The following is a 17,981-nucleotide window of genomic DNA, read 5'->3' on the forward strand; positions in this document are numbered from 1 at the left end:
ATGGACGGCAACGGCCGCTGGGCCAACCGCCGGGGTCTCAACCGGATCGAAGGTCACAAGGCAGGGGAGGAGGTGCTTCTCGACGTGGTCGCCGGCGCGATCCAGGCCGGGGTGAAGCATCTCTCCGTGTACGCGTTCTCGACCGAGAACTGGGCGCGCTCTCCCGAGGAGGTCCGCTTCCTGATGGGGTACAACCGCGACGTGCTGCACCGACGCCGTGATCAGCTCAACGAATGGGGCGTGCGGATCCGCTGGGCCGGACGCAAGCCGCGTCTGTGGGGAAGCGTCATCAAGGAGCTCCAGCACGCCGAGCAGCTCACCCGCGGCAACGACGTGCTCACCCTCACCATGTGCGTCAACTACGGCGGCAGGGTGGAGCTCGTCGATGCGATGCGGGCGATCGCCGAGGACGTCGCCACCGGGCGGGTGAAGCCGAAGGCGATCACCGAGAAGATGATCCGCCGGAACCTGTATGTGCCCGACATGCCGGACGTCGACCTGTTCCTGCGCAGCTCGGGGGAGCAACGCACCTCGAACTTCCTGTTGTGGGAGTCGGCCTACGCCGAGATGGTGTTCCTCGACACCCTCTGGCCCGATTTCTCGCGTGAGGAGTTGTGGCGCGCCATCGGTATCTACCTGTCGCGCGATCGTCGTTTCGGCGGCGCGATCGACTCGCCGGAGGCCTCGGCCTGAGCCCGGAGCCACCTCTCGGCTTCCCGCGGATGGCGCAGCCTCACGACGACGAGGTGGGGGAAGTGTTCCTGCAGGGCCGGAAACCGCTCGCTCCATTTGTGGAGCGTCGCCGTCTGCCACGCGAGGATGTTCTCCTCGGGATCGCGGTTCAGCAGGTTCCACGGTCCCTTCTCGCGGTTCCCGTTCCAGAGCTCGAGTCGCAGGATGCCGCGGGCGAGCGTGCGCCGGATCAGACGGGCGCGCACGACGCGGTGGGGATAGTCCAGCCAGACGGCGAGCTGCGCGCGCGGCGTGAGGATCGCATCCGTGCCCTTGCTCGTGTACTGCCACTCGGTGATCCAACGGTCGTCGGACGCGAAGGCGCGCACGTCGTCGAGGAACTCGGGGCGAGGAGTCCAGTTCGGTCCGTGGAACAGACCGTCGATCTCGACGTGGCGCAGGCTCCACATCGTGCCGATACGCCGCGACAGGGTCGTCTTTCCCGAGCCGGAGACGCCCGCCACCAGAACCCGCTCCGGCCGGAACGGCAGCGGGTCGTCGGGGAGAGCATCCGAGAAGCCTACCCGCGGGCTGTGGCTGCCTCGGAATAGCTCATAGGCGCATGCGGTTGCATGGGAGTGTGACTGAACCCATCTCCATCGACATCTGGTCCGACATCGCCTGCCCCTGGTGCTACATCGGCAAGCGCAACCTCGAGAAGGGTCTCGAAGCGGTCGCCGCCGACGACGACGCACCGCAGGTCAACATCACCTTCCACTCCTTCGAGCTCTCGCCCGACACCCCCGTCGACTTCGACGGCGACGAGATCGACTTCCTCGCCGGACACAAGGGCATGCCGCGCGAGCAGGTCGAGCAGATGCTGTCGAATGTGACCGGTGTCGCCGCGAACGCGGGACTCGAGTACCGCTTCGATCTGCTGCAGCACACCAACACGGTCAAGGCTCATGAGCTGCTGCACTTCGCGAAGGCCGAGGGCCTGCAGCACGAGCTGGAGGAGCGGCTCATGTCCGCCTACTTCACCGAAGGCAAGCACGTCGGCCGTATCGACGACCTGGTCGAGCTCGCGACCGAGGTCGGCCTCGACGCAGATCGCGCTCGCGCGGCGCTCGAGAGCGAGCAGTACCTGCCGGCGGTTCGTCAGGATCAGGCCCAGGCCCGTGCCTACGGCATCCAGGGTGTGCCGTTCTTCGTCGTCGACGGCCAGTACGGCATCAGCGGGGCGCAGCCACCGGCGGCGTTCGAGAACGTGCTCCGCGACCTCTGGTCGAAGCGCGGAGAAGCCGGGACGGAGACGGCAGCCGTCTGACCGTTCGGTGCCGGTCCGACGCTCGGCTCGATCTAGCGGGTAAGGGCGGCTTCGATGGCGCTGACGATCTCGGGGGCGTCCGGCTTCTGCTTCGGGCGGAAGCGCAGGACGTCCCCGTCAGGCAGCACGAGGAACTTCTCGAAGTTCCACTCGACCCGTCCGGCTTTTCCGCCGGCGTCGGGGGTCTCCTTGAGTGCCTTGTAGAGCTCCGCGGCGTTCTTGCCGTTCACCTTGACCTTGTCGTTGACCGGGAACGTGACGCCGTACGTCGTCGAGCAGAACTCGAGGATGTCGTCCACCGAGCCGGGCTCCTGGCCGAAGAACTGGTTGCACGGGAAGCCGACGACCGTGAACCCGCGGTCGCCGTACAGACGCTGCAGCTCCTCGAGCTGCTCGTACTGCGGCGTCAGGCCGCATTTGGAGGCGACGTTCACGACCAGCACCACGTCGGCGCCGAGATCGTCGAGGGTCTTCTCCTCGCCCTTCGCGTCGGTGAACGGGATCGTGCGGAGCGCGGATTCGGTCATATTCACAGCTTAGATCGCCGCATCCCCCTGGGCTCCGCGTCTGGGAGAATAGAGGGGACATGACTCTCGCCACCGCACCTGCCCGCCCGCTTCGCATCGGTCCGATCGATCTCGACGTGCCGGTCGTCCTCGCACCCATGGCGGGGATCACCAACACCGCCTTCCGGCGACTGTGCCGTGAGTACGGTGCCGGGCTGTACGTCAGCGAGATGATCACCTCGCGCGCTCTCGTCGAGCGCAACGAGACCACCATGCGACTGATCCGCCACCACGAGTCGGAGACGCCACGGTCCATCCAGCTGTACGGCGTCGACCCGAAGACCATCGCCGAGGCCGTTCGCATCATCGTCGCCGAGGACCACGCCGACCACATCGACCTCAACTTCGGTTGCCCGGTGCCGAAGGTCACGCGCCGCGGCGGGGGAGCGGCGCTGCCGTGGAAGTCGAAGCTGTTCGCCGACATCGTCGACCAGGCGGTGAAAGCCGCAGGCGACATCCCGCTCACGGTGAAGATGCGCAAGGGCATCGATAAAGACCACCTCACCTTCCTCGATGCCGGGCGAGCGGCTGAAGATGCAGGGGCGGCCGCGGTCGCGCTGCACGCCAGGACCGCTGGCGAGTTCTACTCGGGGTTCGCGGACTGGAATGCGATCGGCGAGCTGAAGCAGGCGGTCACGAGCATCCCGGTGCTCGGCAACGGCGACATCTGGTCGGCCGACGACGCCGTGCGCATGATGGCGCAGACCGACTGCGACGGTGTCGTGGTCGGGCGTGGCTGCCTCGGACGCCCGTGGCTGTTCGGCGAGCTGGCCACGGCCTTCGGTGGGGAGGGGAAGACCGTCGATGCGACACTCGGCTTCGTCGCGAACGCCTTCCGTCGCCACGCCGAGCTGCTGGTCGAGTTCTTCGAGGATGAGGACCGCGGGTGCCGGGATATCCGCAAGCACGTGTCCTGGTACTTCAAGGGCTACCCGGTCGGGGGCGACATCCGCACCGGACTCGCCACGGCATCCAGCCTCGCCGAGATCGACGACCTCCTCGGCCGGCTCGATCACACGGCACCCTATCCCGGTGCGGACGCCGAGGGGCAGCGCGGTCGGGCAGGACATCCGAAGCGCACAGCCCTGCCGGAGAAGTGGTTGGAGTCGCGGGAGATCGCATCCGACACCTCGGAGATGATGCGTGGAGCGGAGATCGAGAACAGTGGCGGTTGACCCCAAGGCAGGCCTGCGCGCCGACGGCTACGACGCGCGAGACGCCGAACGCTTCTTCGCCGAAACCCATCGTTCCGAGCGCAACGACTTCGCTCGCGATCGTGCCCGTGTTCTGCACTCCGCCGCGCTGCGCCGACTCGCCGCGAAGACGCAGGTGCTCAGCCCCGCCAGCACCGCGGATTTCGCCCGCAACCGTCTGACGCATTCCCTCGAGGTGGCTCAGGTCGGGCGCGAACTCGCTGTCGCCCTCGGCGTTTCGGCGGATGTCGTCGACACGGCGTGCCTGAGCCACGACCTGGGGCATCCTCCCTTCGGTCACAACGGCGAACGAGCTCTCAACGAGTGGGCAGAGCCCATCGGGGGCTTCGAGGGGAACGCCCAGTCCCTGCGCATCCTCTCGCGGCTGGAGGCGAAGGTCCTCGACGACGACGACCGTTCCGTGGGGTTGAATCTGACCCGTGCCAGCCTCGACGCCACGTGCAAGTACCCGTGGACGGTCGACAGTCCGGTGCCGGACCCGGGCGGTCGGCTGAAGTTCGGGGTGTACCCCGAGGACGAGGCGGTCTTCCGCTGGATGCGCGAAGGGGCGCCGGGGCGTCTCCGCTGCATCGAAGCCGAGATCATGGATCTCTCCGACGATATCGCGTACTCGGTCCACGACTTCGAGGATGCCATCGTGAACGGCTATGTCGACGTCGCTCAGCTCGCCGACCCCCGTCAGCACGACGCCCTCGTCGGGCGGATCCAGCAGTGGGTGGGATATGACTTCACTCGCGATGAACTCGCCGATGCGCTCTACCGCCTCGCGTCGCAGCCGATGTGGCTCTCGTCGTTCGACCGCTCCCGCCAGGCACTGGCCCGTCTCAAGAACCTCACGAGCGATCTGATCGGACGCTTCGCCCGAGCCTCGGTCTCCGCGACCACGGAGGCCTACGGCACGACAGCACTCGTCCGCTACAACGCCCATGTCGTCGTCCCGCGAGTGATCGAGGTCGAGATCGCCGTGCTCAAGGGCATCATGGGGCAGGCGATCGTCACGATCGAAGCCCGCAAGGGCGTCTACAAGGAGCAGCGGCGTGTGCTGAAGAGACTCGCCGACGCCCTCTGGTCGACCGACGCGCTGTGGTCCGCCGGGTCCGATGTGCTCGAGCCCGCGTTCGCCGCGGACTTCGTCGCGGCGGAGAACGACGCCGAACGCGCCAGAGTTGTGGTGGACCAGATCGCGAGCCTCACCGACCAGAGCGCGATCGACTGGCACAACCGCCTCGTCGGCGAGATCGATCCGGCCGAGGTCGGGATCTGGACTCCCCGTCACGCCCGCCCTGGCGCCCAGGCGCACGCCGAGCGGCTGCCCGTCGCCGAAAGGGCGCACTGATGCCCCGGATCCGGCAGGCCGATGTCGATGAGGTGAAGGCGCGCACGAACATCGCCGACATCATCGGGGAGCGTGTCGCTCTCAAGTCGGCCGGTGTCGGTTCGCTCAAGGGGCTGTGTCCTTTCCACGATGAGAAGAGCCCGAGCTTCCATGTGCGCCAGCAGGTGGGGTACTACCACTGCTTCGGATGCGGGGAGTCGGGGGACGTCTACTCCTTCCTGCGGGAGATGGATCACGTCAGCTTCACGGAAGCGGTCGAGCGTCTCGCCGGGCGTATCGGGTACACACTGCACTATGAAGACGGGGGAGCAGCCCCCGAGACGAGCGGCCGCAGCCGGCTGTACGCGGCGAACACCGCGGCGGCGGAGTTCTTCCGTGCACAGCTGCTCACCCCCGATGCGGAGGCCGGACGGCGCTTTCTCGGTGAGCGAGGATTCGACGCCGGAGCTGCGGCGCATTTCGGAGTCGGCTTCGCGCCGCGCGGCTGGGACGGGATGCTCAAGGCGCTGACCGCACAGGGGTTCACCCGCGAGGAGCTGAGCAATGCCGGTCTCGTCTCCACGGGGCAGCGCGGGGTCTATGACCGCTTCCGCGGGCGTCTGGTGTGGCCGATCCGGGATGTCTCGGGGCAGACCATCGGATTCGGCGCGCGCAAGCTCTTCGACGACGACCAGGGACCCAAGTACCTGAACACCCCGGAGACGCCCATCTACAAGAAGGCGCAGGTGCTGTACGGGCTCGACCTCGCCAAGCGCGACATCGCTCGCGGCGACCCTCGCCGTGTGGTCGTGGTCGAGGGATACACCGACGTGATGGCCTGTCACCTCGCCGGTCTCACGACGGCGATCGCGACATGTGGAACAGCCTTCGGCACCGATCACATCAAGGTGCTGCGCCGGGTGATGGGTGACGACAACGCATCCGGTGAGGTCGTCTTCACGTTCGACGGTGACGAGGCGGGGCAGAAGGCCGCGCTGCGTGCCTTCACGGAGGACGACCGTTTCAACGCGCAGACCTTTGTCGCCGTCGCGCCCGACGGCCTCGACCCGTGCGATCTGCGGCTTCAGCGCGGAGACGCCGCGGTTCGCGGACTGATGGACGCGAAGCAGCCGATGTTCGAGTTCGCGATCGACCGCAAGCTGAGTGGCTTCGACCTCTCGACGGTCGAGGGTCGGGTCGGGGCTCTGCGGGCTGCGGCTCCGATCGTGGCCGAGATCCGTGACCAGCTCCTCCGGCCGGGATACGAGCGAGTGCTGGCGCGTCGGCTCGGGATGGATCCCACCGAGGTGCGCAGTGAAGTCGAACGCGCGGCTCGTGGGGGATCTGCACCGCATCAGGTTCGTCGGGAGGCTCCGCAGATCGACTCGGTGACCGGTGCTCCCCTCGTCGCTCCGGTCACTCTCGCGACCCTGCCTCGAAGCCCCGACGTCGCGGTCGAACGCGATGCGCTGATGGGAGCCCTGCAGTACGGGCACCAGGTGGATCAGGCCCTCCTCAACAGGGCTCTGGAGGCGCCGTTCCGCACCCCGGCACTGGATGCCGTGCGCGAGGCCGTCGCCGCGGCTCCCGACCGCACCAGGGCCGGCTGGGTGACCGAGGCCGTGAACGGCGTGCGCGAGCCCTACCGCTCGCTCGCGGGGGAGCTGCTGATGACTCCATTCCCGGAGCGGACGGAAGAGCGAGCCGTCGCCACCGTGGCCGACCTCGCCCGCAGGCTCGTGCTCCGCCAGCTCGAGCACGAGAAGCAGGAGCTCCTCGGTGCGGTGCAGCGCGTGCCCGCCGATTCCGACGGTGGTCGCGCGCTGCGGATGCGTCTGCGCGACATCGACGCAGAGCGTCAGCGCTTCGCCGAGTCGTAACGCGGACCGGCATCGCCCAGAGGGCAGGATGGAGTCATGTCCCGCAGGCCCGAATCCACGAACGCGATCGATTGCTCCGATCTGGTGATCGACCGCATCGGACACGGGATCCCGACTCGGGCCGTCGACGGCGTCACCTTCTCCCTTGTGCCGGGCGGACTCATCTGCGTCGCGGGCCCCACGGGTTCGGGCAAATCGACGCTGGTCGCCGCTCTCGCCGGTTCCACCGATCCCTCGGTCAAGGTCGTCGGCGGGCGCGCCGAGGTGTGCGGGGTGGACGTGCGTCGGCCGGGTCGCAAGCATCGGATCCTCACCTATCGCACCGGATTCGTACCGCAGGGCGCCGGCGCCGATCTGCCGCCGCGACTCACCGTGAACGAGGTGATCGCGGAGCCCATCCTCATGCGCGAGCGGCGGGTGAACACGAAGGCGCTCTCGATCCGCGTCGCCACTCTGCTCGACGAGCTGCACCTTCCCCTCGGAACAGCCGCGAAGTTCCCCTACGAGCTCAGTGCCGGCATGCGTCAGCGCGTGGCGATCGCGCGGTCGTTCGTCCTGGAGCCGAAGGTGCTCATCGCCGACGAGGTGCTCGCGAATCTCGACCTCGAGGTGCGGCCGGTCGTGTTCGATGCGATCACCCGTCGTCGCAAGGAGCAGTCGATGGCGGCTCTCCTCGTCACCAATGACGCCGACTTCATCCGCGAGCTGAACGCCGAGACGCTCATGCTCCGCAACGGACATGTCGTCGCGCGCGGCGTGGGCAAGGACCTGCTGTGGGTGCCGAACGCGGAGTCGGATTCGCGCCACTGACCCCGACACGCCCGGCATCCGCGAACGGCGCCCCGGTGTCGTGAACAGGTCCGGGAGTTTGCTAAGCTTGTCGAGTTGCCCGCTCAGCGGTGCACATTCCTCGGTAGCTCAATTGGCAGAGCAGCCGGCTGTTAACCGGCAGGTTCTTGGTTCGAGTCCAAGCCGGGGAGCCAACGAGAGAAGCCCCCTCCACGGAGGGGGCTTCTCTCGTTTTCCCGTGCATCGAACGGGCACCGTCGAGCAGGCACCGTCGAAGAGCCGACGTCGATCAGCCGAGGTACGAGAAGAGCCCCTTCATCGGAAGGGGCTCTTCTCGTCCGAGGGAGGTCGGATCAGCCGACGCCCTCCATCGCGCTCGTCTCGGTGTTGCCGATGCGGGCGATGACCTCGGGCCGACGGCGGGCCAGGTAGGCGTACCGGGTGAGGGCCAGGGCGACCGTCACGAGGAACACGTAGGGGATCACGTTGTAGGGGAAGACCGGCACCGGCCAGACGTTCGCGAAGAAGACGTAGGCCATGGTGACGACGGCGACCGTCGCGCAGACCTTCACGAGTCCATTGCGCATCTTCGCGCGCTGCGTGTAGACGACACAGGCGATCGCGACGAGCGCGTAGGCGACCATGTAGCCGTAGGTGCCCCAGGTGTTCACCCAGACGAGGATCTCGCCGGTCACGGCGCCCGAGAGCAGCAGCACGATGTCCACCGCCACGGCTGCAGCGCCGGCGATGATCAGGACGCGGTGCGGCGTCAGATGCTGCTCGTGGGTGCGTCCGAATCGTTCGGCGACGACGCCCTCCTTGCCCATCACGTACACGATGCGACCGATCACGTTGAGCGGAGCGACGACCACGGCGAAGAACGACGCGGAGACACCGAACGTGAGCACGGCCGCGAACCAGCCGGGCATCCCGATCAGTGCGGACATGCTCTCCAGGGGACTGGACGAGGTGGCGAGGTCGTCACCGAGTACCGTGATCTGGGTGTAGGCGGCGAACACGTACAGCACCCCCACACCGAGGGCGCTCCACATGATCGCGCGGGGGATGGCCTTGTACGGCTCCTTGGCCTCGCGACCGAGCGCGTCGGCGGAGGAGAAGCCGACGAAACCGAGGATGCCGAGGACCATGCCGGACGCGACCCCCTGGAACGACGATCCGGAAGCGAGCACCTGCGCGGGGTCCCACGCGGCGGGGCCGGCCCACACGAGCGCGGCGATGAGGAGAACGAGGATGATTCCCACCGAGACGAGCTCCAGCACGAGCGAGACCCGGGCGGACAGGCGGATCCCGCGGATCGTGAACAGCGTCGCCAGGCCGCCGAGGACGACGGCGAGGCCGATGTCCCACCCGAGGCCCTGGGCGGGGAGGCCCAGCATGGTGAGGAACTGCGCCATGTAACTGACGGAGCCGCTGAGCGAAGCCGCAGCGATGCCGAAGCAGCCGATCAGCAGTGTGACGCCGGCGAGGAATGCGCCGAACGGACCGAGCCCCTTGGAGACATAGGTGTAGAGCGATCCCGCAGAGGCGTGCTTGCGGGCGAACACGACAACGCAGTAACCGACGCACAGGATGACGATGGTCGCGAGTGCGAAGGCGTAGATGGTGCCGTTGCCGGCACCGAGGAAGATGGCCGCAGCGGTGAACGCGATGACGGCGCTGGGGGCGATGTTCGCGATGGCCTGGGCGGCGAGTTCCGGTCCGCTCATGACGCCGGTGCGAAGACCGGCATCGGTGGGCGTGCCGGGTGGGGCGACGACGGTGTCTGACATGGTTCTCCTGGATTCGGGTTTCCGGGGATGGGGTGGAGGCTGCGGGTGGCGTGCGGTCAGGGGATGAGAAGCGTGCGGAGCGCGGAGCCGGTCTCGAGGTCGTCGAGCGCCGCAGCGGCCTCGGCGAGCGGGCGTCGACCGGAGATGAGCGGATCGATCTTGAGCTGGCCGTCCATGTAGCGGTCCACCAGCGCCGGGACATCGATCGAGGGACGCACGGAGCCGTAGTTGGATCCCAGGATGCGCTGGTCGGCCTCGGCGAGGACGAGGGGTTCGAACGAGGCACGGGCTCCCGTGGGAGGGAGGCCGACGATCACGGCGGCACCGCCGAGGCCGAGCATCTGGATCGACTGCTCGGTCGTCGATGTGCGGCCGATCGCGTCGAACGCGTAGTCCACGCCGTCCGGGATGAGTTCGCGCAGCTGGGCGACGGGGTCGCCCAGCGAGGCATCGATGCGATCCGTCGCGCCGAACTGCAGCGCCATCTGCGTCTTCTCCGGGCGCACGTCGATCGCGATGATGCGTTCAGCGCCGGCCAGGCGCGCGCCCTGCACGACATTGAGGCCGACGCCGCCGCAACCGATCACGACGACGGTGGAACCGGGCTCGACCGCCGCCGTGTTGAGAACGGCGCCGACGCCCGTGGCCACCGCGCAGCCGACGACGGCGATGACATCGAGCGGCGCATCGTCACGGACCTTGACGGCCCCCGAGGCGGGAACGACGACCTCCTCCGCGAACGAGGAGACTCCGAGATAGTGGTGCAGCGGTTCGCCGTCGAGGCTGAGGCGCGAGGTGCCGTCGAACAGCACGCCGAGGGGAGCGACCACGGTCGCGACCTTCTGGCAGCGGGCCTCGTGGCCGGCGCGACAGTAGCGGCACTCACCGCACGGGGGCACCCAGCTCAGGACGACGTGATCGCCGACGGCCAGTGTGGTGACACCTTCACCGAGTTCGGTCACGACACCGGAACCCTCGTGTCCCATGACCAGGGGAGCGGCCGCATCCCATTCGCCGCGCTTGACGTGGAGGTCGGAGTGGCACACGCCGGCAGCGGCGATGCGTACTCGAACCTCACCTGCACGCGGCGGGGCGAGGTCGACGTCGACGAACTCGATCGGGGACTGCGGATCGCGGAAGACAACAGCTTTCATGACATCCTTCGGGTGGAGGGGGCTGCCGACGATGCTAGGAGAGTGCGGGACCGCAGGCATCCGACAAATATGTGGATTGCAGAGCACGTGTTCACACTTTGTATGATCAGGAGGTGGCTCGTGATGTCGCCTCCGTGGCGCGATACCTCCAAGGGGAGCTGCTGCACGGGCGCGTTCCGAGTTCGCGACATGTGAATTCCGTCGTCGCGCTCGAAGTGTTCGGCGCCCCGACCGACAGTCTCTTCACCACTCTCGTCACCGTCGACGCTTGGCAACTGGACCGGCTCGCCGACGATGCGGAGCGGGTCGCCCTGCTCCGGGACGTGGTCGTCGTCACGGATGCGGACACGCCCTCTTTCCGACGTCTGCTCGAGGACGGAGGCATCACGGCGATCGTCGGGGCAGGAACGTCGGGCGAGCTGCTGACGCCGATGCTGACGGCGCTGCTCGCCGTCGACCAGGCAGCCGAGGCCCGAGCGATCACCTCGGCGATGCGGGTGCTGACCCTGGCCGCACGCCGCAGCGGCATCACGGGGGTCATCGCCGAGCTCGCGCATCGGATCGACGGATGGGCGGTGCTCCTCGACCGCCACGGGGAGGTGATCACGACTGCGGGAGCGGGAAGCCTGCACATCGACGACGCCGTGGCGGTCGCCGTGGGGCGCCCGGTTCGCGTGCGCCATCGCGCGCTCCAGGTGCATCCGGTCGGCCCGGGGCAGGACATCACCGCCCAACTCGTCACCGCACCCCGCAACGACAGCTCGGGTCGGGGGAGGGAGCTCAGCTCGCAGGCCGCGGCACTGCTCGATCTTCTGATGCGCACGCGGGACAGCAGCCACCTCGAGCGTCTCGGCCGATCCATGATGCTGGAGACCGTGCTCGAGGGAGGGGAGGAGGCGACGCGTCTCCTGCGTCGCTGGGGCGTGCACGAACGAAGCCTGGTGGGATTCGTCCTGACCTCGCGCACCAGTGGCGTGGACGTGGAGCATCTGCTGGCGCTGTGGCTGGATGAGCTCGGGGCGGAGCATGTCTTCGCCGCGCAGCGTGGTCTGATCCGCGGCGTCGTGCGCGAGGAACATGCGGAGGAGATCGCGCATCGGGCGCGGTCCTTCGCCTCGACGCTCTATCTCGGGCTCGGTCGGCCCGCCACGACGGATGCGCTCGCCCGTAGTGTCGATGAAGCCCGTCAAGCCTGCGAGACGGCTCGCGCGGGAGGGGAGCGCGTCGTCCGCTATGCGTCGATCCCGACGGTGTCGTTCGTGCTCGGGCAGTTGGATGCGGACCAGACGCAGAGGATCGCGCGGCTTCTCGATCCGCTGAGGGCCGTCGAGCAGCGGACCGAGCTCATCGAGACCCTGCGCGTGTTCCTCGCCACGAACGGCGCCTGGGGCGAGAGCGCCACGCGGTTGCGCATCCACCGGCAGACTCTGGCAGCGCGCATCCGACGGATCGAGGACCTGATCGGGCTGTCATTCGCCGATCCCGATGACCGGGTGGCCGCCTGGCTCGCGATACGTGCCTCTGACGATTGATGCGCGCGTGCACGAAGGAGGGCCCCGCCGATTGGCGGGACCCTCCTCGGTGATGGTCGGTCAGCGTGCGGCGCCGGCCAGCGATCCGGTGGTCTGTCCGGCCGGATCGAAGATGATGCACTGGATCACGCGGTCGTTGTTCTGCTCCCAGGAGTCCTTGGTGGGAACGAGCGTGGTGACGTCGAGGGCGGAGTCCTGGTAGGCCACACCGACGAAGGTCGTGTAGGCATCGCCGATGCACTCCTGCGTCGCCGCGTCGACGTCGGAGTCGGAGAACTCGCCGTCGGGCATGGTGATCTCGTAGTACACCTCCTGGTCGTGCGGGTCGGTGCACGGGAGGACGTTGGCGTCCGTGAGCATGCCGGAGCCGGTGTCGAGCATGCAGTCGCCCAGCTTCACCGAGAAGACGCCGACGTTCGCGCTCTCCGTGACCTGGCCGGTCTCCTCATCGCGGTTGGCGTCGCCGGAGCCGCTGCCGAGAAGGCTGTTGAGCGCGCTGCAGCCGCTCAGGGCGACTGAGAGTGCCACTGCGGATCCTGCGAGCATCAGAGCGCGTCGCGTGCGCATCTTCATCATGATTGGTTCCCCTCCGAAGCGTGATGTGGAGGCATGCGAAAAGCCCCCGCCGCGAACACGCTAGCCGTACGCGAGTCTGTGATGCAACTTCGAAGAGCCTGTGGTTCGGCTGGGAGGGGTTCAGCCTTCGAGATCGTCGACGCCGGGCATCCAGCTCGATCCCGGGCGGCCCCAACCGCGCTTGCGGGCGATCTTCTGGGCTGTCTTCCAGTCGCCGTCGGAGAGGCGATCGACGTAGAGGATGCCGTCGAGATGATCGAACTCATGCTGCATGATGCGTGCGCGCCAGCCGTCGACGTCGATCGAGACCGGCTGGCCTTCCAGGTCGGTCGCCGTCACGTGGACCCGCTCCGACCGCCGCAGCGGGAACCGCTCGCCCGGGAAGGAGAGGCAGCCTTCGGACTCGAGGTCGGGGTCCGGGTCGCCGGGCTCGAGGGGCACCATCCAGAGCACGGGGTTGATGAGAACGCCACGCCAGGGCTGGTCGTCGTCATCGACGTACGCGTAGGTGTAGATCCGCAGGGGAACGCCCACCTGTGGAGCGGCGAGGCCGACTCCAGGCGCCGTGTCCATGGTCTCGAACATGTCGGCCACGAGGGTGCGGATGTCCTCCGTGATCTCGTCGACGGGGGAAGCAGGGGAGTGCAGGACGGGGTCGCCCATGATGCGAATCGGAAGTACAGCCACGTCACAACCCTAGTCGGCGGCAGTCGGCAGGTAGGGTCGTACTGTGAATGCCGGGGTATGGATGAACGCGGTCGAGGATGTCGGCGATCAGCTCGTCGGCGCCTTCCAGAACCCGGGCCTTCTGCTCGGAATCCCCCTCGCTCTCGCCGGTGCCGTCTTCATGTCGCTCGGAGCGCAGTACCAGCACCGCGGGGTCGAGAAGGTCGAGCGTCTCAGCGGTGCCAACGGCGCGTCGGGCTTGAGCTTCGATCAGCTCAAGCGGCTTCTCACCCGCCCATCATGGCTCATCGGCACGCTCATGCTCGGGCTGGCCGTGATCTGCCAGCTCGCCGCGCTCGTGAAGGCACCGCTCATCGTGGTGCAGCCGCTGGGCGCCATCGCGCTCGTCATCACCACTCTGCTCAACGCCCGCGTCTCCGGTCATTCGCCCACCAAGCAGTCGCTCACCGCGATCGTGGCCTGTGTGGGCGGCATCTTCCTCTTCGTCTTCTTCGCGGCGATCTACGCGACCGAGCAGGACGTCACCGATCGCGAGCTGTTCGTGATCCTGGCGCTCCTCCTGGTCGTGATCATCGTGCTCGGCGCGTGCTGGCTCATCCTGCGCCATCGCATGCGGGCGCTCTTCTACGTGATCGGCGCCGGCATCCTCTACGGATTCGTCGCCACGCTCGCGAAGGTGGTCATCAAGCGCATCGAAGCAGGTCAGTTCGAGTGGATCACCGGCATCTGCGTGCTCGCGCTCGTCTCGGCAGCCGCGGTCGGTGCGTACTTCGTCCAGACGGCGTACAGCTCAGGTCCGCCCGACCTCGTGATCGCCGGGCTCACGGTCGTCGACCCTCTCGTCGCGGTGCTCATCGGCATGGTCGTGCTGGGCGAGGCCGCTGCTGCACCGTGGTGGGTGCTCGTGATCTTCGCGATCGCCGGAGCCATCGCCGTGTGGGGGGTGGTCGGCCTGGCCCGCTACCATCCTCAGGTGCTCAGCGACAGCCAGGACTTGGGCATCCAACGCGGCAGCACCCCTGGTGGAGCTGGGCAGGGCGGGACGGAGGGCGCAGCATCATCGAGTTCCTCCTCCACAGCGGCGCCTGAGCGCTCGAGCGGGTCGGTGAGCCCGGAGACTCCGCCGCCGTACGACGGCTCCGCCGACCGGCCCTAGCGCCGCTCCGCTCGTCCGTGGAGGTGTGCCGGTCGCCCGTGGCGATACGGACTCAGTACGCCTGATCGATCAGGTCGACCGACACCTCGGCGGCCGCAGCCTCGTCCACGAAGAACACCGTGCGCTTGCGCCCCTTGGCCCCGGCGGCGGGCACGCTCGTGTAGCTCGCTCCCGCGAGAGCGAGCCCCAGCGCCGATGCCTTGTCCGCACCCGTCAGCACGAGCCACACGCGCTTCGACGAATTGAGCACGGGGCGGGTCAGCGTGACGCGCTCGGGCGGCGGCTTCGGTGAGTCGCGCACGGCGAGGACGGCCGCATCCGTCACTGTGACCTCTTCCCGATCGGGGAAGAGCGACGCGATGTGGCCGTCGGGACCGACGCCGAGGAAGCACACGGCGAACGAGGGCCAGGCATGCTCCTCGGTGCCGAACCGCGCGAGTTCGGCGGCGTAGGCCGCCGCGGATTCGTCCAATGTCAGACCGCTGTCTGGTCCCGCGACCTCATGCACGTTCTCGACGGGCACCGGGATGTGATCGAGGAGGGCCTGTCGTGACTGCAGCGAGTTGCGGTCGACGTCGTCGCGCGGCACGAACCTCTCGTCACCCCACCAGAAATGCACGAGTGACCAGTCGATCTCGGTCGCCCGGGGGTGCTCGGACGCCGCGCGCAGCACCGCTCCACCCATCGAACCACCGGTGAGGGCGATGTGTGCGATCCGACCGTTGCGGGTGCGCGCGCGCACCCGCGTGAGGAATCGGTCGGCCACACGGGTGGCGAGGGCGGCGGGCGTGGCTTCCACCACGACCCGCTTCTCGGCGGACGATGTCGTCATCGACGTCACTCTCCTGTCTCGGGCGGACCCAACTTCTCCCAGCCCTCGGTGATGACTCGACCGTACAGGACGTCGGGGTCGAGTCGACGCAGCTCCTCCGCCAGGCACTCGCGAAGAGTGCGTCGTGGCAGGTGCAGATCGTGGTTCGGCTGCCCGGGCTGCGTGAGCACGGCCACGCCGGGAGTGGGACGCTCCAGGAGGATGTCCCCGGACTCGCGCGTCAGGCGCACCGATTTGATGCCCTCCGCCCAGTGCTCGGGGTCTTCGTACGACCAGCGCACCGGAACGTCGAGCGCCATCTGCAGCCAGGCGGCCAGCAGAGCGGTCGACGGCGATGCCGCGGCTCCGCGCACCTCGACGCCGGTGATCGGCTCGTACGGCGGCTGGTCGAGCACGGCCGCGAGCTGTTCGCGCCAGTGGGTCAGACGGGTCCACGCCAGATCGGTGTCGCCAGGGGCGTGGGTCTCGCCGAGGAGGGCGAGCCGGTCGCGGACGTCGGTCGCCGTCGCGGCATCGGTGATGCGGCGCTGGGCGATCTTGCCGAGGGGTGACTGGGCGGGTGCCACGGGGGCGGCTTCGGGCCACCAGGCGACCACGGGAGCATCCGGAAGCAGGAGTCCGGTGATCAGGCTCTCCTCGTTGCTGGCGGCGTCCCCGAAGGCGCGGAGGACCACGACCTCGCTGGCGCCGGCGTCTCCGCCGACGCGGATCTGCGCGTCGAGGCGAGAGTCGCCCTCGCCCGTCGTGATCACGATCACGCGCATCGGGTGCTCTCGTGAGGCGTCGTTCGCCGCGTCGATCGCCGCTTCGGCGACGCCGTTGCGTGCGGCGATCACAAGGGTGAGCACACGCCCGAGGGCAACGGCGCCGCCCTCTTCGCGCACCTTGACCAGCTGCTTCGCGACCTGGCTGACGGTGGTGTCGGGAAGGTCGATGATCACGGGCGTCTCCAGACTCGTCCATCGCGGGCCAGCAGGTCGTCGGCGGATGCCGGTCCCCACGAGCCGGGCGCGTACTGCTCGACCGGACCGCCCTCGGCTGCCCAGTACTTCTCCACGGGGTCGAGGATCTTCCAGGAGAGCTCGACCTCCTCGTGCCGCGGGAACAGCGGCGGATCGCCCAGGAGGACGTCGAGGATCAGGCGTTCGTAGGCCTCGGGGCTCGCCTCGGTGAAGGCGTGACCGTATCCGAAGTCCATGGTCACGTCGCGCACGTTCGTGCCGTTGCCCGGCACCTTGGAGCCGAAGCGGATCGTCACGCCCTCATCCGGCTGCACGCGGATGACCAGAGCGTTCTGTCCGAGCTCCGAGGCGTTGCCGCGCCCGAAGAGGTGCTGCGGTGCGCGCTTGAAGACGACGGCGATCTCGGTCACGCGCCGTCCGAGGCGCTTGCCCGTGCGCAGATAGAACGGCACGTCCGCCCAGCGGCGCGTATCGATCTCGAGCTTGATCGCGGCATACGTCTCCGTGGTGGACTCGGGGTTCATCCCCTCCTCTTCCAGGAAACCGGTGACCTTCTCGCCGCCCTGCCACCCACCCGCGTACTGACCGCGCGCGGTCGCGAGGGAAAGGTCGTCCGGAACGTGGACTGCGGCGAGGACCTTCTCCTTCTCGGCGCGCAGGTGCTCCGCCGAGAGACTGATCGGCTCTTCCATCGCGGTGAGGGCCAGCAGCTGCAGAAGGTGATTCTGGATCACGTCGCGTGCCGCGCCGATGCCGTCGTAGTAGCCCGCGCGTCCACCCACACCGATGTCCTCGGCCATGGTGATCTGCACGTGGTCGACGTAGTTGCGGTTCCAGATCGGCTCGTACAGCTCGTTCGCGAAGCGCAGCGCCAGGATGTTCTGGACCGTCTCCTTGCCGAGGTAGTGATCGATGCGGAAGATCGAGTCGGCCGGGAAGGCCACCTCGAGCGCGGCGTTGAGTGCGCGCGCCGATTCGAGGTCGTGCCCGAAGGGCTTCTCGATCACGACACGGCGCCAGCGCTCGTCGTCGTCGCTGTTCTCGCCGACGAGGCCGGAGTCCTTCAGCTGCTTGGCGACCAGCGGGAAGTCCTTGGGCGGGATCGACAGGTAGAACGCATGGTTGCCCATCGTTCCGCGTTCGACATCGAGCTTCTCGATGGTCTCGCGGAGCTTGCGGAACGAGTCCGGATTGTCGAACTCACCCGAGACGAACCGGATGCCCTGCAGCAGCTGGGTCCACGTCTCCTCACGGAACGGCGTGCGAGCGTGCTCCTTGACAGCGTCGTAGACGACCTGCGCGAAGTCCTGGTCCTCCCAGTCTCGGCGGGCGAATCCGACCAGGGCGAACCCGGGAGGGAGCAGGCCGCGGTTCGCGAGGTCGTAGACCGCGGGCATCAGCTTCTTGCGTGACAGGTCTCCGGTGACGCCGAAGATCACCAGGGCGCTGGGCCCGGCGATCCTGTTGAGACGGCGGTCATCGGGGTCACGCAGCGGGTTGTGCCCGCGCGAGATGGGAACAGACATCGG

17 protein-coding genes and 1 tRNA gene are annotated in these 17,981 nt (G+C 68.0%); 9 read left to right on the forward strand and 9 right to left on the reverse strand.

Going from position 1 to position 17,981, the window contains the following annotated elements; translation table 11 throughout:
- Positions 1–693, forward strand: a 693-nt coding sequence (locus tag B2869_RS12900; RefSeq protein ID WP_292767261.1) for an isoprenyl transferase, incomplete at its 5' end; no start/stop codon positions are given.
- On the opposite strand, the gene B2869_RS12905 is transcribed toward B2869_RS12900, so the two are convergent.
- Positions 633–1,196 (reverse strand): AAA family ATPase, encoded by a 564-nt coding sequence (locus tag B2869_RS12905; RefSeq protein WP_318391083.1) that lies wholly within the window; start codon positions 1,194–1,196, stop codon positions 633–635. The two genes, B2869_RS12900 and B2869_RS12905, sit on opposite strands and share 61 nt — an antisense overlap.
- A gap of 116 nt (positions 1,197–1,312) precedes the next feature.
- Here B2869_RS12905 and B2869_RS12910 point away from each other — a divergent pair, with 116 nt between their 5' ends.
- Positions 1,313–1,999 carry a DsbA family oxidoreductase gene (locus B2869_RS12910; RefSeq protein ID WP_292767264.1) on the forward strand — a complete coding sequence of 229 codons (687 nt, stop codon included), beginning with the start codon at positions 1,313–1,315 and terminating at the stop codon, positions 1,997–1,999.
- Between the two features lie 32 nt (positions 2,000–2,031).
- Here B2869_RS12910 and B2869_RS12915 read toward each other — a convergent pair whose 3' ends face one another.
- The gene (locus B2869_RS12915; RefSeq protein ID WP_021198587.1) at positions 2,032–2,526 is read right to left on the reverse strand and encodes a glutathione peroxidase; all 495 of its coding nucleotides are present in this window, start codon (positions 2,524–2,526) and stop codon (positions 2,032–2,034) included.
- Positions 2,527–2,585: 59 nt separating this feature from the next.
- Between B2869_RS12915 and dusB the strand changes: the two genes are divergently transcribed.
- The 5 genes from dusB (at position 2,586) to B2869_RS12940 (ending at position 7,957) form a co-directional block, all read left to right on the forward strand.
- Entirely contained in the window at positions 2,586–3,740 is a 1,155-nt protein-coding gene (dusB, locus tag B2869_RS12920; protein WP_021198588.1) for a tRNA dihydrouridine synthase DusB, read from the forward strand.
- Positions 3,730–5,115, forward strand: coding sequence for a deoxyguanosinetriphosphate triphosphohydrolase (locus B2869_RS12925; protein ID WP_096359506.1), 1,386 nt, complete (start codon positions 3,730–3,732; stop codon positions 5,113–5,115). Before dusB ends, B2869_RS12925 begins: the two co-directional genes overlap by 11 nt.
- Positions 5,115–6,974 carry a DNA primase gene (gene dnaG / locus B2869_RS12930; RefSeq protein WP_292767273.1) on the forward strand — a complete coding sequence of 620 codons (1,860 nt, stop codon included), beginning with the start codon at positions 5,115–5,117 and terminating at the stop codon, positions 6,972–6,974. Before B2869_RS12925 ends, dnaG begins: the two co-directional genes overlap by 1 nt.
- Before the next feature lie 36 nt (positions 6,975–7,010).
- Entirely contained in the window at positions 7,011–7,784 is a 774-nt protein-coding gene (locus tag B2869_RS12935; RefSeq protein ID WP_292767276.1) for an ATP-binding cassette domain-containing protein, read from the forward strand.
- Positions 7,785–7,881: 97 nt separating this feature from the next.
- Positions 7,882–7,957 (forward strand) — tRNA-Asn (locus B2869_RS12940).
- Between the two features lie 159 nt (positions 7,958–8,116).
- Here the strand turns inward: B2869_RS12940 and B2869_RS12945 are convergent.
- Both B2869_RS12945 and B2869_RS12950 read right to left on the reverse strand, forming a co-directional pair.
- Positions 8,117–9,553, reverse strand: a complete 1,437-nt coding sequence (locus B2869_RS12945; RefSeq protein WP_292767279.1) for an APC family permease — start codon at positions 9,551–9,553, stop codon at positions 8,117–8,119.
- 56 nt (positions 9,554–9,609) lie between these two features.
- Positions 9,610–10,707 (reverse strand): alcohol dehydrogenase catalytic domain-containing protein, encoded by a 1,098-nt coding sequence (locus tag B2869_RS12950; protein WP_021200773.1) that lies wholly within the window; start codon positions 10,705–10,707, stop codon positions 9,610–9,612.
- Between the two features lie 113 nt (positions 10,708–10,820).
- Here B2869_RS12950 and B2869_RS12955 point away from each other — a divergent pair, with 113 nt between their 5' ends.
- Complete coding sequence (locus B2869_RS12955) at positions 10,821–12,239, forward strand: PucR family transcriptional regulator (RefSeq protein WP_292767284.1); 1,419 nt, start codon at positions 10,821–10,823, stop codon at positions 12,237–12,239.
- Positions 12,240–12,299: 60 nt separating this feature from the next.
- On the opposite strand, the gene B2869_RS12960 is transcribed toward B2869_RS12955, so the two are convergent.
- Together B2869_RS12960 and def are read right to left on the reverse strand one after the other, a co-directional pair.
- Positions 12,300–12,767, reverse strand: coding sequence for a septum formation family protein (locus B2869_RS12960; protein WP_231479813.1), 468 nt, complete (start codon positions 12,765–12,767; stop codon positions 12,300–12,302).
- 168 nt (positions 12,768–12,935) lie between these two features.
- The gene (gene def, locus B2869_RS12965; RefSeq protein WP_292767287.1) at positions 12,936–13,502 is read right to left on the reverse strand and encodes a peptide deformylase; all 567 of its coding nucleotides are present in this window, start codon (positions 13,500–13,502) and stop codon (positions 12,936–12,938) included.
- A 61-nt stretch (positions 13,503–13,563) separates the two neighbouring features.
- On the opposite strand from def, the gene B2869_RS12970 reads away from it, so the two are divergent.
- Positions 13,564–14,658 carry a DMT family transporter gene (locus B2869_RS12970; protein WP_292767403.1) on the forward strand — a complete coding sequence of 365 codons (1,095 nt, stop codon included), beginning with the start codon at positions 13,564–13,566 and terminating at the stop codon, positions 14,656–14,658.
- A gap of 52 nt (positions 14,659–14,710) precedes the next feature.
- Here the strand turns inward: B2869_RS12970 and pgl are convergent, their stop codons facing one another.
- The 3 genes from pgl to zwf are packed head-to-tail and all read right to left on the reverse strand — an operon-like array spanning position 14,711 to position 17,978.
- Positions 14,711–15,490 (reverse strand): 6-phosphogluconolactonase, encoded by a 780-nt coding sequence (gene pgl, locus B2869_RS12975; RefSeq protein WP_029260233.1) that lies wholly within the window; start codon positions 15,488–15,490, stop codon positions 14,711–14,713.
- 5 nt (positions 15,491–15,495) lie between these two features.
- Positions 15,496–16,431 (reverse strand): glucose-6-phosphate dehydrogenase assembly protein OpcA, encoded by a 936-nt coding sequence (locus tag B2869_RS12980; protein ID WP_029260234.1) that lies wholly within the window; start codon positions 16,429–16,431, stop codon positions 15,496–15,498.
- The gene (gene zwf / locus B2869_RS12985) at positions 16,428–17,978 is read right to left on the reverse strand and encodes a glucose-6-phosphate dehydrogenase (protein WP_021200766.1); all 1,551 of its coding nucleotides are present in this window, start codon (positions 17,976–17,978) and stop codon (positions 16,428–16,430) included. The genes B2869_RS12980 and zwf overlap by 4 nt, the downstream gene beginning before the upstream one ends.
- Positions 17,979–17,981: the final 3 nt, after the last annotated feature.

The organism is Microbacterium sp. UBA3486 (genome assembly GCF_002377845.1).
In the GTDB taxonomy this organism is placed as follows: domain Bacteria; phylum Actinomycetota; class Actinomycetes; order Actinomycetales; family Microbacteriaceae; genus Microbacterium; species Microbacterium maritypicum_A.

Bases quoted from the DNA above. Each gene is read 5' to 3' on its own strand.
- B2869_RS12915 (WP_021198587.1), bottom strand. From the start codon at position 2,526: ATGACCGAATCCGCGCTCCGCACGATCCCGTTCACCGACGCGAAGGGC.
- dusB (WP_021198588.1), top strand. From the start codon at position 2,586: ATGACTCTCGCCACCGCACCTGCCCGCCCGCTTCGCATCGGTCCGATC.
- dnaG (WP_292767273.1), top strand. From the start codon at position 5,115: ATGCCCCGGATCCGGCAGGCCGATGTCGATGAGGTGAAGGCGCGCACG.
- B2869_RS12935 (WP_292767276.1), top strand. From the start codon at position 7,011: ATGTCCCGCAGGCCCGAATCCACGAACGCGATCGATTGCTCCGATCTG.
- B2869_RS12945 (WP_292767279.1), bottom strand. From the start codon at position 9,553: ATGTCAGACACCGTCGTCGCCCCACCCGGCACGCCCACCGATGCCGGT.
- B2869_RS12950 (WP_021200773.1), bottom strand. From the start codon at position 10,707: ATGAAAGCTGTTGTCTTCCGCGATCCGCAGTCCCCGATCGAGTTCGTC.
- B2869_RS12970 (WP_292767403.1), top strand. From the start codon at position 13,564: ATGAACGCGGTCGAGGATGTCGGCGATCAGCTCGTCGGCGCCTTCCAG.
- pgl (WP_029260233.1), bottom strand. From the start codon at position 15,490: ATGACGACATCGTCCGCCGAGAAGCGGGTCGTGGTGGAAGCCACGCCC.
- zwf (WP_021200766.1), bottom strand. From the start codon at position 17,978: ATGTCTGTTCCCATCTCGCGCGGGCACAACCCGCTGCGTGACCCCGAT.